At 65.8% G+C, this 12,601-nt stretch carries 13 protein-coding genes and 1 tRNA gene; 7 read left to right on the forward strand and 7 right to left on the reverse strand.

Going from position 1 to position 12,601, the window contains the following annotated elements; all coding sequences use genetic code 11:
• Positions 1-137: 137 nt before the first annotated feature.
• Positions 138-410, reverse strand: coding sequence for a hypothetical protein (locus BIU90_RS03745; RefSeq protein WP_175470126.1), 273 nt, complete (start codon positions 408-410; stop codon positions 138-140).
• Between the two features lie 252 nt (positions 411-662).
• Here BIU90_RS03745 and BIU90_RS03750 point away from each other — a divergent pair, with 252 nt between their 5' ends.
• Positions 663-1,094, forward strand: a complete 432-nt coding sequence (locus tag BIU90_RS03750) for a hypothetical protein (RefSeq protein ID WP_071298875.1) — start codon at positions 663-665, stop codon at positions 1,092-1,094.
• A 79-nt stretch (positions 1,095-1,173) separates the two neighbouring features.
• Here BIU90_RS03750 and BIU90_RS03755 read toward each other — a convergent pair whose 3' ends face one another.
• The 3 genes from BIU90_RS03755 to BIU90_RS03765 form a co-directional block, all read right to left on the reverse strand.
• On the reverse strand, positions 1,174-1,509 hold the full coding sequence (locus BIU90_RS03755; protein ID WP_071298876.1) for a hypothetical protein: 336 nt from the start codon (positions 1,507-1,509) through the stop codon (positions 1,174-1,176).
• A 177-nt stretch (positions 1,510-1,686) separates the two neighbouring features.
• Positions 1,687-3,867, reverse strand: coding sequence for an ATP-dependent DNA helicase RecQ (locus BIU90_RS03760; RefSeq protein WP_083403667.1), 2,181 nt, complete (start codon positions 3,865-3,867; stop codon positions 1,687-1,689).
• Between the two features lie 115 nt (positions 3,868-3,982).
• Positions 3,983-5,464, reverse strand: coding sequence for a hypothetical protein (locus BIU90_RS03765; protein ID WP_071298877.1), 1,482 nt, complete (start codon positions 5,462-5,464; stop codon positions 3,983-3,985).
• A gap of 148 nt (positions 5,465-5,612) precedes the next feature.
• Between BIU90_RS03765 and BIU90_RS03770 the strand changes: the two genes are divergently transcribed.
• Both BIU90_RS03770 and BIU90_RS17805 read left to right on the forward strand, forming a co-directional pair.
• A tRNA-Pro gene (locus BIU90_RS03770) sits at positions 5,613-5,686 on the forward strand.
• Between the two features lie 254 nt (positions 5,687-5,940).
• Complete coding sequence (locus BIU90_RS17805) at positions 5,941-7,944, forward strand: hypothetical protein (protein WP_175470127.1); 2,004 nt, start codon at positions 5,941-5,943, stop codon at positions 7,942-7,944.
• A 136-nt stretch (positions 7,945-8,080) separates the two neighbouring features.
• Here the strand turns inward: BIU90_RS17805 and BIU90_RS03780 are convergent, their stop codons facing one another.
• From BIU90_RS03780 to BIU90_RS03790, 3 genes are read right to left on the reverse strand one after another with little or no spacing between them, the layout of a single operon-like run.
• Positions 8,081-8,533: a hypothetical protein gene (locus BIU90_RS03780; protein ID WP_071298879.1), complete on the reverse strand. Its 453-nt coding sequence runs from the start codon at positions 8,531-8,533 to the stop codon at positions 8,081-8,083.
• A 1-nt stretch (position 8,534) separates the two neighbouring features.
• Entirely contained in the window at positions 8,535-8,762 is a 228-nt protein-coding gene (locus BIU90_RS03785; protein ID WP_071298880.1) for a hypothetical protein, read from the reverse strand.
• A complete protein-coding gene (locus tag BIU90_RS03790; RefSeq protein WP_071298881.1) occupies positions 8,759-8,998 on the reverse strand; it encodes a hypothetical protein in 240 nt (79 codons plus the stop codon). Before BIU90_RS03790 ends, BIU90_RS03785 begins: the two co-directional genes overlap by 4 nt.
• Before the next feature lie 113 nt (positions 8,999-9,111).
• Between BIU90_RS03790 and BIU90_RS18590 the strand changes: the two genes are divergently transcribed.
• The 4 genes from BIU90_RS18590 (at position 9,112) to BIU90_RS03800 (ending at position 12,395) form a co-directional block, all read left to right on the forward strand.
• The gene (locus BIU90_RS18590) at positions 9,112-9,261 is read left to right on the forward strand and encodes a hypothetical protein (RefSeq protein WP_175470128.1); all 150 of its coding nucleotides are present in this window, start codon (positions 9,112-9,114) and stop codon (positions 9,259-9,261) included.
• Positions 9,262-9,270: 9 nt separating this feature from the next.
• Entirely contained in the window at positions 9,271-10,209 is a 939-nt protein-coding gene (locus BIU90_RS18170; protein ID WP_139195082.1) for a hypothetical protein, read from the forward strand.
• Positions 10,202-11,059, forward strand: a complete 858-nt coding sequence (locus BIU90_RS03795) for a hypothetical protein (RefSeq protein ID WP_139195083.1) — start codon at positions 10,202-10,204, stop codon at positions 11,057-11,059. The genes BIU90_RS18170 and BIU90_RS03795 overlap by 8 nt, the downstream gene beginning before the upstream one ends.
• Positions 11,060-11,435: 376 nt before the next feature.
• Positions 11,436-12,395, forward strand: coding sequence for an AraC family transcriptional regulator (locus tag BIU90_RS03800; protein WP_071298883.1), 960 nt, complete (start codon positions 11,436-11,438; stop codon positions 12,393-12,395).
• Positions 12,396-12,601: the final 206 nt, after the last annotated feature.

A 12,601-nucleotide genomic window follows, 5' to 3' on the forward strand; every position in this document is an offset into this window, starting at 1 on the left:
CGATAGGAGGAGTCGCGACAGCAACCTTGCCTACACCGCTTGAAGCACGCGACCGCATAGGAAGTGCAGCGTCCTGTAGTCAGGGCGATCGTGTCGACCGAAGGCGATCGATTCGCTGACGCGAGGTGCACCGGAGCTCAGCGGTTTCGCAATCTCTCAGAGGCAATTTGACGGTCACCGATTATCTGACGGAGCGTCAGCAGGAACATGAAACGCGTTGCAGCTATCACTGGGCTGATGATGAGCTTGGTTCTTCTCGCGTCCTGCGCAAGCGGCATCTCTGGTGTGCAGACACCGACGGAGGCGGAGAGCTCGCTTGAGGCGCTGCCCGGTGTGGACAGCGCCTCAGTCTCTGTGAAGAACGACACGAGCAGCCTCTCCGCGACGAACACCAATCGCGTGGTGATCATTCTCAACATGACTGCCGGGACTACGAGTGATCAAATTAGCGATGTGGAGGTTGATTTCATTTTGCGGACAGGTTGGTCGGTGGACTCGAACCGTCCGCTGGGTCGGGGCGTTACCGTAGGCGTTGATGGAGCAGAGGCTGTGAGTGTTGGGAAGCTTCTGGATCGCGCTGGCTGGGTTGAGAGTGGGTCCCCGATCCCGGGACCCCGGTCTGGGAATGTGCCGGCGCGTTTGCTGGTGGATCGATTTGGCGAGTGGCCAGGCACCACCCCGGGCGCACCCCCGAATCGCTGATCCTGGACCGCAAGGCCCGGACGCAGACAATCGAACGTCAGATCGCGGACTGCATCCCAGGTCAGACGGATGTGCGCCAGTCGGTGAACGGAGCGCTCTTCACCTGCGCTGGCGGTGATCGCCAGTGGGTGGGAGGCGCGGATGTCGCGACTGAGGGGCCGGCCGACATGGACTCGATCGTCGAGCTTCTGCTGCAGCAGTGGGACGGTCGTGATGGATGGGTGGCACGGGGCAGATCCGACCCTGCCGGGCTCCCGACTGCGGAGATCGTCGGTCGAGACGGCAAAGGCTACCTCGTGGCGCGCGGGACGACCGCTGACGAAGTCACGATCATCTTGTCGTCGAGGTGCTTCCCCGTGCCGAACGGCTTCAGCGGCGCCGGGTCGTGGTGACTCCCGCCAACGCCAACGCCAACGCCCATGCCAACGCCATCGCCAATCCGTCCCGCCGAATCCGCAGCCGTGACCCCCGTCAGGACGAGAAGTCCCACGAGATGTGCGTCCCCGGGTGGAACCAGAGCAGCGCCGCGATCCCGAGACCCAGCAGCGTCAACCCGTTGATCACGGCCAGTGGCACCCACCACCTGGGTGGGAGTCGACGGAACACCCCGACGAAGAAGAACGCCAGCGCGAGAACGAACGGCACCGCGGTGATCGCCGAACCCCGGACCGCGAACCCTGCCATCGCCGGTCGAGTGATGTCGAGCGGTGCCCCGAACGCGGTGATGAACACCACGCAGAACACCCCGACCATCGTCGCGAGGATGCCCACCGTGAGCGCGATGATCGCGGTGACCAGGGCACCCACTCCGACCGGAGTGTCGCCCCACCGACGATGCGGTCGCTGCCCTGGCGACCGATGAACGGCCACAACAGGCGCAGCCAGCGCCCACCACGGAAGCGGCGACCGGTCGGCCGGCTCCGGCGACGGCGTCCGCCGCCAGTCTGGTGCGATGTCCACGATCAGTGCCCCCCGCACCCGACCCTAGGCGACCGTGGCCAGCGCGAACGGCAGCACGGCAGATGCCCCCGCGCGCCGGAGCTCGCGTCCAGCAACTGTCATCGTCCACCGGCTGTCGACGAGGTCGTCCACGAGCAGCACCGGCCCCTCGTGCTCCCGCAGCGCGGCGCCGAGGGACGGACCCACGACGAAGCTGTCCCACACCCCGGCCAACCGGTAGGCGCTGTTCGTTGCACCGTCGCCACGCGGCACCCCGCCAGCCCGTTCGAGCGTCCCGAGGAACTGCAGCTTGCCGATCGACGACAACGCCGCGGCCAACGACTCGACGAGCTGCGGCCGCGAGCGCGACGTCATCGCCACGACGCCGGTGGGGCGCTCCTCCCATGGCCAGTCCCGCAGCGCGCGGATGCACCCGTCGAGCAGCTCGCGGGAGACGGGCGCATCGGGGACCCCCGGTGCGAAGAGCGCGCGGAGCGGCCCGCCCCATCCGAGGTCCGTCAGCCGGGCGACGGCGCGACCGGGCGCGACGACCTCGCCCGCGGGCAGTTTGCCCTTGACGGGGACGTCGAGTGCGCTCATGCCGGAGGGCCACTGGGCACGAGGGGCGATCTCGACGCCGACCTGGTCGAGGGCCGAGGAAGCACCTGCAGCGGCAGCGCCCGGGACCTCGGTCGGGTACCAGACGCCCGCGCAGTTGTCGCAGCGGCCGCAGGGCTCGGCGGAGGGGTCGTCCAGGTCCTGCTGCAACAGCTGCATCCGGCAGGCCGAGGTCGACTCGTACTCGAGCATCGACGACGCCTCGGCGGCGCGAGCAGCAGCGACGCGCTCGTACCGGGCAGCGTCGTACGACCACGGCTGCCCCGTCGACACCCACCCGCCGGCGACGCGACGCACAGCGCCGTCCACGTCGAGCACCTTGAGCAGCAGCTCGAGCGTGGACCGCTTGATGTCGACGAGCCCCTCGAGCGCGACGGTCGACATCGCGGTGTCCGTCGACAGCGCCCCGAGGACGGCCGACGCGCGCGACTCGGTGGGCATCGAGGCGCTGGCGAAGTACTTCCAGATCTCCTGGTCCTCGTACCCGGGGAGCAGCAGGACGTCGGCGTTGTCGGTCGCACGGCCTGCACGACCGATCTGCTGGTAGTACGCCACCGGTGACGAGGGCGCGCCGACGTGCACGACGAACCCCAGGTCGGGCTTGTCGAACCCCATCCCGAGCGCGCTCGTCGCGACCAGGGCCTTGAGCTCGTTCCCCTTGAGCTGCTGCTCCAGCTGCTCGCGCTCGTCGGTGTCGGTCCGGCCTGTGTAGGCCCGGACTGCGTGGCCGCTCTCGCGCAGGAGCCGGGCGATGTCCTCGGCTGCCGAGACGGTCAGCGTGTAGATGATGCCGCTGCCGGGCAGGTCGCCGAGGTGCGCCAGCAGCCACCCGAGCCGCGCGCGGGCATCCGGCAGGGTGAGGACACCGAGCCGGAGCGACGCACGAGCCAGCGACCCGCGGATGGTGAAGACCGGGTCGGCCAAGCCGGCGGTGAGCTGTTCGGCGACGTCCTCGACCACGCGTTCGTTGGCGGTGGCGGTGGTCGCGAGCACGGGGACGCCGTGCGGCAGGGAGCGGATGAGCTCGGCGAGGCGCCGGTAGTCCGGGCGGAAGTCGTGGCCCCAGTCGGAGATGCAGTGCGCTTCGTCGACGACCAGCATGCCCATCCGCCCGACCAGCGCCGGGAGCTGCTCGTCGCGGAACTTCGGGTTGTTCAGCCGTTCGGGGGAGACCAGCAGGACGTCGATCTCGTCGCGGGCGAGCGCCGCCTGGGTGTCGGCCCACTCGTGCGCATTGGCCGAGTTGATCGAGACGGCGCGGACCCCGGCTCGTGCAGCGGCGGCGACCTGGTCACGCATGAGTGCGAGGAGCGGCGACACGAGCACGGTGGGGCCGCCCCCTCGGCGCCGCAGCAGCAGTGTCGCCAGGAAGTACACGGCGGACTTGCCCCACCCGGTGCGCTGCACCACGAGGGCGCGCTGCCGGTGCTCGACCAGGGCGGAGATCGCCTCGAGCTGGCCGGGGTGGAACACCGCGTCCGGACGCCCGGTGAGCGCAGCGAGCGCCTGCTGCGCCTCTGCGGCGATGTCCGCGGAGACGGCCGGAGCGGCCGGAGCCGACGGAGCGGACGAGGCGGACGGACCGGAACCGAGCACGGGGGAGGACATGCCCCCATGCTGTCAGCACCGACCGACGCAACGTGTCCCGCGCCTCCAGGCTGTGGACAACCGACCACCTGTGGACAACCGACCACCCGGAGCCGAGCCGAGATGACGGACAGACCTACTGGTACGTGACCAACGACGGCGTCGGCGCCACCTGCTCCATCGTCTGTGCGGGGGTGAGCATCGGCTGGTCCTCGTCGAAGAAGTTCTTCCACCCCCAGTGCACCCCCGCCGGCGCGCCGTCGTGCAGCGCCCGCCAGGTGGCCTGCTTGTCGGGCTGCGAGCCCTGCCCGTCGACGTGGATGAGCACGTCCAGTTCCGGGTGCGAACGCAGCGCCGCGCGGTCCCGGATCATCGACGACCGGAACTGGTGCAGGACCAGGGCCTTCGGCGGGAGTCCTCGTGACCGGACGAGGTGCGCCAGCCAGTCGGAGACCTGATTCACCTCGGCGGCGTCGACGCTCCCGATCTGCCGCAGCGGCACCTGGTCCGGTCCGAGGCGCCACTCCGGGTCGAGCGCCAGCCACACGCCCGGGCGCCGGAGGAGCGACTCGTAGCGCTTCGCCTGGGTCAGGAAGTCGGTCCGCCCCGGCTGCAGGTCGAGGATGACCGGCATGCCCGCGTCGTGGGCGGCGTCGACGTACGGCTCGAGCGTGGCGACCGGAAGCTCGCTCGAGTAGTCGCCGTCCGTGCCCGCCGCACCGGCAGCGACCGTCGCGATGACCTCGAACGCCGGGGTCACCGGTGCGTCCGACAGGCCGTCGTACGACGCAGCCAGCTCCTTCGTGCGTGCGACCGTCGCCTCCGGGCCCTGCTCGCCGAGCACGCCGAGGGCGGGAGCACCGGGGGCGCCGTAGGTCGCGACGTAGCGGTGCCCGGCGAACGGCCGCTGTCCGCCGTGGGGGAGCTGCCACCCGCCCTGGGCGGCGCGGACCGTCCACCGCGGCTCGCGCAGGTCCGCGAACGCGGCGCCCGCCAACAGGGTCGGCGCATCGCGGTGCTCGTGCAGTGCCGAGACGACGGCAGGTGCCGCCGCCGGGTCGGACACCCCGCGCGGCATCCTCACGAGGTGCGCTCCCGCTGCCAGTGAGGTCGCCACCACCGCGGCGTCCTCGCTCGCGTCGGCCACGACGACGGTCGCCGGACGGGAGGCCCGGCTCGGCTCCGGCGCGTCGCCACCGTCCGGCGCGTCCCGCTCCACGGCGTCGGTGCGGACGTGGACGTCGCCCTCGGCCTGGTACCAGGACGCGCCGAGGCGGTCGAGTTCGTCCCCGACGGCGTCGCTGGCGTCGTTGCTCTCGTCGTTGGTCAGCAGCACCGGGACGTGGGCGCGGCGTGCGGCGCTCGCGGCGGCCCGGATCGCGTCCGCGTCACCGGCTGACGCGACGACAGCACCGGGAGCAGTGGCGAACAGAGCCCGACTGGCCCGGACCGACCGTGCCGCGGGGTCGTCCTCGGCGGCGACCGTCACGGTGCCCGGGCCTGCGTCCGTCAGCGTCGGTCGGGCATCGCGGCCGCCGGAGCCGGTGCACGCAGCGACGCCGGCGACCAGGCCGCCGACCACGAGCACGGACAGGAGACGGGTGGAGCGGGAGGGCATCGGGCCACCCTAGGTGCTCGTGCTGCACGCCTGGTCCGGGCAGGTGGCACGACCATGGCCCGGCGTCCGCTATGCTGATCTGGCTGCTCCGCGCTCGGTCGGGTGCGGGTGGCGGAGTCCTCCGGGACTCCGAGCTCCCCGGAGCTCGCGGGCTGTGGCGCAGCTTGGTAGCGCACTTGACTGGGGGTCAAGGGGTCGCAGGTTCAAATCCTGTCAGCCCGACCGGAAAGCCCCGATAGGACCACGGTTCTGTCGGGGCTTTTTTCCTGCTCGCGCGCTGCCCCCTCGAAAACCCCTCCAGCCTCGCGACCGCTGCTGACGGCCGCTCTCCCGCAGCTGCAGTCGTTGTAGCGACGACGCGATCGCCATGCGGTTCTCAGTGAGGAAGGCGACATGCCCCCTGCGGCCATCAGCGGATGCGTCGCCCAGGCATGAGAATGGCTCTAGAGGGATGCGCGGAGCCGGAAAGGCGGAGTATGGACGAGGATGACGAACAGCTTCGGCGCGTTCGGTTCTACGGTCTGGGTGATCTAGCAACGGGCTGGTACCTGCCGCGTGTAGTTGACGTTGCGTCTCGATTTGATCCAGACGTTCCTCCGACGAATTTGATGGACGTGCTAGAGCTGCACAACGTTCAACAGTATCTTGAGCACGAGCTCCTCCCGGCGGGACTTGGTGAGCATGAACGCGAAGGGATTCTAAAACTCGCCCCCGCCATCGGCCGCGCTGTCGCTCGCTTCTTCACCGAGATACGCGGCGAGAATGCGACGTCAATTATCGCGGCAGTAGATTTCCAATACCATTCCGATCTCGTGCACCTGTTAGGACGCTACGGCGCCTATCATCGTGTCGAGGCGGAAGAAATGCTGTCGTCCCTGCGAAATGCGGGCGTTGGACTTGCTGAGATGCTCGCAAGTAAGAAGCTTGTACAAGCCTATGGCGAGGCGTTGCGGAGAGACCTCATCGCGGCACCTCGCAATGCGGAGATTTTGCTGCGGAAGCATCTTGAAAAGGATGCCAGGTCGAACGTTTATATTCCCACAGAGTTCAAGCCAGCTGATGCCAGGGCGTTGATCGAAGCTTATCTGCCGGAGGAATATGCAAATCTCAATTACGTGCGACTGATCGCCACCGCCAAAGACCTCCCGGAGCTCGGCATCGATGCAAAACTTCGACTAAGCGCAAAGCGGCGGGGTGCTGAGTTGAGTTCGCAGCTATTCGCCCAGGGTGAGGGTTTCAAGACTGGGTGTGACGTGCGAATTGAGGACGACCAACGCGAGCCTGTGGTCTTCGACATCGATTCCTCTGACGGATCTATCTGGCGATACTCGTACAGCAGACGCTGGCTCGAGGACACGACCGATAATCCGAGCATTTTGAACAATTTCCAGCATCTCTTCGAGTTTACCGATCATCAGGTGTTACTCACACTCCCGTCCTACACGGCTGCGCTCGGAGTGATGGAAAGGGTTATGGGTCTGACTGGCGTGGCGGAGTACAAGGTCGGGTTGCACTTCCAGGCAGTGGATGCGCGTTCGCTCCTTCAGACGTTGATGCTACACAACTTCCTACAGGCGAAGGGGATGGATCTCGAGAAAGTCATCAGCTGGTTCTTCGAGGAGTACCTAGTGGAGGAGTTCGGCATCACGAAATTCACCTTCACCCCTTCTGGGAAGGATGTGCCCTACCTGCAAAAAGTCCGTCATCTCTTCGCTGAAATGGAAAGCGTAGCCAATCAGTTCGGGTTGTACGCTGAGAACGGAGAACTTGATAGAGAGCTTCTCAGCATGGGGTCTGCGCAGGTCCAGTTCAAGAAAATTCCAAGTCTCCTCAAGGGCAAGTATGTCTACGCCACCGAAAATTCGGAAGCCGCTCGCGTTCTGAATCTTCTATTTTCCGACCAGTCCCCTTTGCTGTACATCAACGAGGGGCTACAGGGTGATGATGCTGTGGCGCTTCTGCTCGAAAACCGCCTGGCGCGCGAGGATTTCCATCGGTATCAAGTAGGTGACATTGATTTTCTGATTGATCAGGGCATTCTGAAGAATGACGGGGAATACGTCACTTTTGCTGACCTCGGCCAGCTCGTTGTCTTTCGGAGCCTTTACAGTACGGATGCAGCAAACTATCACCATCTGTCGGATTCTCAGCGTGCTCACGTGGATGTGATGGTTGCAAAGGGATGGGCTGTGCGGCGCTCCTCCCTTCTGACTGCTTCAGAGGGGGACTACTTCAACTTCTTCCTGAATAGAGTCGGATTCAGCAACGGCCTCAACCTGCGGAATTCTTACTTGCACGGATTGCAGGAGAATGGAGACGGCGACGACGGCGTGCACTTCAACACCTACTTGATTGCGCTTCGTCTGACGATTGCGCTGGTAATAAAGATGAATGATGACATTTGCCTTTCAATGTCAACTGAAGCCACCGGCGGTAGCGGTGGGGAGACTGTCGGATATGGCGCGGGCGACTCGCACTGAGTCAGTCGCCTTATCCAGGGCCGACGTGCTAGGGCGTGCAGCGTTTCCAGCGGTCCAGGTGTTAGAATTTTGGATGTCACGGTAGGTCCCTCCGCCGCCCCGACTCCGCTTCCAGGAGTCGGGGCGGTTCTTTGTGTCAGTACTTCTTGCTGAGCGCCGGATAGCGGACCACGAGAGCGCGGTACGCGGCGTAGGGGTCGTTGGCCTTCTCTGCCAGCCACTCCGCTTCCCGTGCGAGGCGTTCCAGAGCGTCGATCTGCTCCTGGGCGCGGCTGCGCAGGGCGGTGTAGCGCTCGGCGGCCTTCTTCAAGTCGACACGCGAGCTGTCCAGCTCGTACTTGACATCCTCGCGCACGGCACGCTCGATGCTCGTCGCATCCTTGACGAGCGCGGCGCCATGTTCGATCAAGGCCCCCGAGCTGTCGACCAAGGAGTTCTCGTAGATGCGGACTCGATCGAATACCGCGTCGTCCACGCGCTTGATCTCGGCCCGTTCCGCGACCGAATTCGGGTAGGACTCTTCCCGAGCGTGGATGCGGTACACCTCGGGGTCCGCAGCGACCGCCGGGCTGTAGTCGAAGACGGGCATGTCAGGCTCCAATCCGGCGCGTCGGACGCTTGGCCAGATCTCGGATGCGATCCCGGGTGCTGCTGCTCTCGTCGGCTCGCTCGAAGGCCGCGGTGAAGTACCGCTCCGTGGCATCGAGTTCGGCCCGCAGCTCTTCGGCAGCGCCGCGGTAGTCCTGAGCGCGAAGGCGCAGCAGTCCTGCCGCGCGCGGCCCGTAGTACGCGGGGTAGGGCGTGGTCTGGATGGTCATCGGTCGTCCTTCTGGGTTGAGCGGTCACTGCTGAGTCGGCCGCGGGTCTTCGTCGGGCGGAGCGTCTGAGCGACTTCGGGGAACAGCACCCCAAGAGTCGTCAGGTGGTCGACAAGCGCAATTCGCACGATTGTCGCCTTCGAAATGCCGCCGAGGCGCACCATCAAGTCGAGCGCGTCCACTACTTCCCTCGGCACCGTGGTTCGCAGTTCTGCTTCCGATTGCGGCATTGCCATGTGCTGTCCTTCCGTTGGCTGTAGCATTAACGGTACATACGTGCGTCAGCTTCATGGGGCAATAGGTGCGTTTTTGTTTTTGCGAATATCGACAATGATTGAAGGCGATTATCATGAGTAACAGCAGCGACCGCGGCACCGAGTACACCGGCACCGACAAGGAGCGCGCCACCCGCCCGCTCAGCGCGCAGGAACAGGCCCGGGCAATGCGGCGCGAGGGTCTGATGGATCACCGACCGAAGTCGGAGGAGGCACCGCGGTAGTCTCTGAACATGGCGAGTCCCGAGTTCTGGCGCGAGGTTGCGTCCAACCCTCCACGCGTGCATTTCCCTCCGACGTCTTACCCAGAGGTTGAACGTCTGCAGGTGCAGCTAGGAGCGCGGCTGGATCGAGCGCGCTTGCGCGCACTGGAACTCGATTCCGAGGTAGCAGACTGGCGTCATCTTCAACCGCTGCGACTCGAAACCGTCATCGACGAGGACCGTCACGGTTGGGGGCTACGCCTTCATGTCGAACAGGAAGCAGACCTAGCAAGCTGGGGATTGACTTTCGGGGAGGCCATTCATCACCTTAGAAGCGCCCTCGATACCACGCTCGTCATGCTCGCCAAGGTGGAGGGACTAGCTCCAAAGCGTCGACTCCAGTACCCGATCGTGACGGATGAAAAGGACTGGGCAGATCAGCGCAAGCGACACCTACGCGAGGTTCCAGGCTGGGTGTGGAAGCCTGTCTACGCCGCCCAGCCGTTCCTATCGAACGATCCTCTGAGGCACCCCCTCGCCCGCCTCAACGACCTGGACAACGACAACAAGCATCGAACGCCTTCTATTGGCACCGTCTTGCCTGCCGAACTCGAACACGATTTTACTCCCGTTTTGCGGAGTGGACGCTCGGTCGCCCCAGCCAGGCAGATCGAATACGACCTTTCGCTGTCGGATGGATCCATGCTGCTCCACGAGAGTGTTGGGGACGAGGAAGTAGAAGGAGTGTTGGGTGACCTGTGGTGGAGCGCGGACATTGGAGTCGAGGATCGCCAAGGCGAATACGTGTCGAGCGTCGATTTCTACCAGGAGGCAGAGAAAGCTGTGCAGGACGCGTGCGCGATGCTCCTCGCGGTATGGGAAGGTCGACTGGCAGGTGAAGGCCCGTTCGTCAGCCAACCAGGTGACTCTTTTCGTCGCCGCAAGCCCGATGGGGTGGGTAATGGCTGAGCCGAGGCGCTTGAAGAAGGGTGTACGGCTCGGCGTGATCAGAGGCGGCACCGGCGACTTCCGAGCCATCGCTACCATGAGCTTCGCTTCGGACGGCGGCGTTCACATCACCCCTGCCCAGCTCCCCGGCGTGATGTGGCGATACGGGCTGCACCCCTCCGGGCGCAGGCTACTGCGCAGCGAATACTCGGAAACGCAGCACCGCCCGAAGCTGCATTACCACTCCTCCGGGTACGTAGCCGCAACTCTCGACGGCCATACACTCGAGCACAGACCCGCCCGATTTCCTGCGCTGTCGTCACTCCGCAAAGGACAAATCTTCTCCGTGAGTGCGGTCCGCCCCTGGGAGCTGCCGAAGGTCGAGAAGCCACGAGCGGGCGATATGTGGACGCTCCAGCCTCGATGGCCCTGGGCAGTCGGCTGGACTCTTTCACTCCTAGAGCTTCCCGAGTTCGACGGGACTCGTCTCCACCTGATGCGTAACCGTGGTCTGATAGCAGGCGACCGCACGCGGTTCGTTCTCGACCTTCGCGAGTTTGGTAGAAGCGCCCTCTTGATAGGTCATGTGCTCATCGAGGAGGACTTCGGCTTTGAGATGGAGGCTTCGGTCACGGTTGGCGCTTACGCGAACGGCCCGGGGCAGACGTTGGCCCAAGACCCGTTCCTGCTCTGGAGCTCTTCGGCGCGCAACCCGATGGTCGCCTGGGAACCCCGGGAACATGACATCGACGTAGCGGACCTGGATGCCGCACTCGCAGGACCTGTGTCCAGCATGACGCTCGGGGAGCGTCTGGAGAAGCGGTGGGGGATCCGACCGAGACGTCCCGACCAGCCAATCGACCCCTCCTAGAACCCCTCCAACCGCGCGCCACCAACCTTGACCGACCCAAACCGAAGTGAGCTTCTGCGGCTTTCGAGAAGCCCGGAAACGTGGGCCGAGAAGGCCCTTCGACGGCCGGTTCGGTTCACGTCGGTTTGCAGCGGTAGGGCGTCACCGCCCGCCTGGGGGTCAAGGGGTCGCAGGTTCAAATCCTGTCAGCCCGACCGAATGGGTCGTCGTCGTTGGTGTGGTGAGAACTCGGCGGCAGATGGAAGGCCCTTCCCGAAGGACATCGGGAAGGGCCTTCTCCATGTCCGGAGGTGGAGCCATGCGTTTCCAGTTCGCCGCGATGCGCGCACGCGCATCCGGGTTCGCCAGTGGCGGCAGTCCGTGACAGCATCACAGCATGTCCGCCGTGCACGACGTCCGTGAGGTCAGCAACGCATCCGGAGACGACCTCGACGCGGCTCGTGCGATGTTCGAGGCCGCCTACGGAGCGTCCGGGTTCGTACCGGAGCGGACCGAGCGGCGCTTCGGGTACCGGTTCCGAGCCGTCGGTGACGCGACGTTCACGCTGGACGCGAAGCGCTTCGACGGCCGGATGGTCGGGGAGGTCGATGCGACCAGTCACTACTTCGTGACCTGGGTCAGCGATGGTGGCGGTCTCATGGACATCGGCCGTGATGCGGTGGCACTCGCGGCAGGGCGCCCGGTGGTGTTCCCCAGCGAGCGACCCTTCCGGTTCGACCTGGCGAACGTGCGGCAGAACGTCGTGCAGTTCGACCGGAGGATGCTCGAGAAGGTGGCGGCCGAGCTCCACGGGGTCGAGCCGGCGCCGATCGTGTTCGACCACGCGGACGCACCGGCACGGGAGTCGATGCGCCTCTGGAACGGTGCGCTCCGCGACGCCGCGGGTGTGGTGTTGGGCAGCGCGCCGGTCTCGGCACTGGCGATGGCCGAGGCCGCGAGGCGGACGGCATTCGCGATGCTGCGCACGTTCCCGCACACCACGCTCGCACTCTCGGCACCGGTCCCCGTCACCGCCACCGGTCGCATCAAGCGCGCCATCGAGTACATGCACGCTCATGCCGACACCGCCATCTCGACGACCGACGTCGCAGCGCACGTCGGCCTCAGCGTGCGGGGACTCCAGCAGGGCTTCCAACGGCACGTCGGGATCTCCCCGAACGCGATGCTGCGCGGGATCCGGTTCGATCGTGTCCGTGCCGAACTCCGCCACCACGCCGTAGGGGAGACGACCGTGTCGGCCGTCGCCCTGGAATGGGGGTTCGCGCACGCTGGCCGCTTCTCGGCCGCGTACGCGAGGCGCTTCGGCGAGCTGCCGAGTGCGACGCTCCGCAACTGAGCCCGCCGCGCTGACATCCGCACGCGCTCGACATCCGGTTCACGAACACCTCCAGCGGGTCCCGGCCCTCAGACGAGGGACGCGGTGACCCCCGACCGAGGGACATCCAGCACGCAACATGTCACGGTTCGGTAACGGGGTACGGCGCTCCAATCGGTTCTGCGATCTGCGCCGAATAGCTTGCATCAGCCGGGAAACACCCGGAG

The sequence above is a fragment of the Curtobacterium sp. MCBA15_001 genome (genome assembly GCF_001864835.1).
GTDB lineage: Bacteria > Actinomycetota > Actinomycetes > Actinomycetales > Microbacteriaceae > Curtobacterium.

Bases quoted from the DNA above. Each gene is read 5' to 3' on its own strand.
- BIU90_RS18590 (WP_175470128.1), top strand. From the start codon at position 9,112: ATGAGTAACAGCAGCGACCGCGGCACCGAGTACACCGGCACCGACAAG.
- BIU90_RS03790 (WP_071298881.1), bottom strand. From the start codon at position 8,998: ATGGCAATGCCGCAATCGGAAGCAGAACTGCGAACCACGGTGCCGAGG.
- BIU90_RS17805 (WP_175470127.1), top strand. From the start codon at position 5,941: ATGGACGAGGATGACGAACAGCTTCGGCGCGTTCGGTTCTACGGTCTG.
- BIU90_RS03765 (WP_071298877.1), bottom strand. From the start codon at position 5,464: ATGCCCTCCCGCTCCACCCGTCTCCTGTCCGTGCTCGTGGTCGGCGGC.
- BIU90_RS03760 (WP_083403667.1), bottom strand. From the start codon at position 3,867: ATGTCCTCCCCCGTGCTCGGTTCCGGTCCGTCCGCCTCGTCCGCTCCG.
- BIU90_RS03795 (WP_139195083.1), top strand. From the start codon at position 10,202: ATGGCTGAGCCGAGGCGCTTGAAGAAGGGTGTACGGCTCGGCGTGATC.
- BIU90_RS18170 (WP_139195082.1), top strand. From the start codon at position 9,271: ATGGCGAGTCCCGAGTTCTGGCGCGAGGTTGCGTCCAACCCTCCACGC.
- BIU90_RS03780 (WP_071298879.1), bottom strand. From the start codon at position 8,533: ATGCCCGTCTTCGACTACAGCCCGGCGGTCGCTGCGGACCCCGAGGTG.
- BIU90_RS03745 (WP_175470126.1), bottom strand. From the start codon at position 410: ATGATCACCACGCGATTGGTGTTCGTCGCGGAGAGGCTGCTCGTGTCG.
- BIU90_RS03800 (WP_071298883.1), top strand. From the start codon at position 11,436: ATGTCCGCCGTGCACGACGTCCGTGAGGTCAGCAACGCATCCGGAGAC.
- BIU90_RS03785 (WP_071298880.1), bottom strand. From the start codon at position 8,762: ATGACCATCCAGACCACGCCCTACCCCGCGTACTACGGGCCGCGCGCG.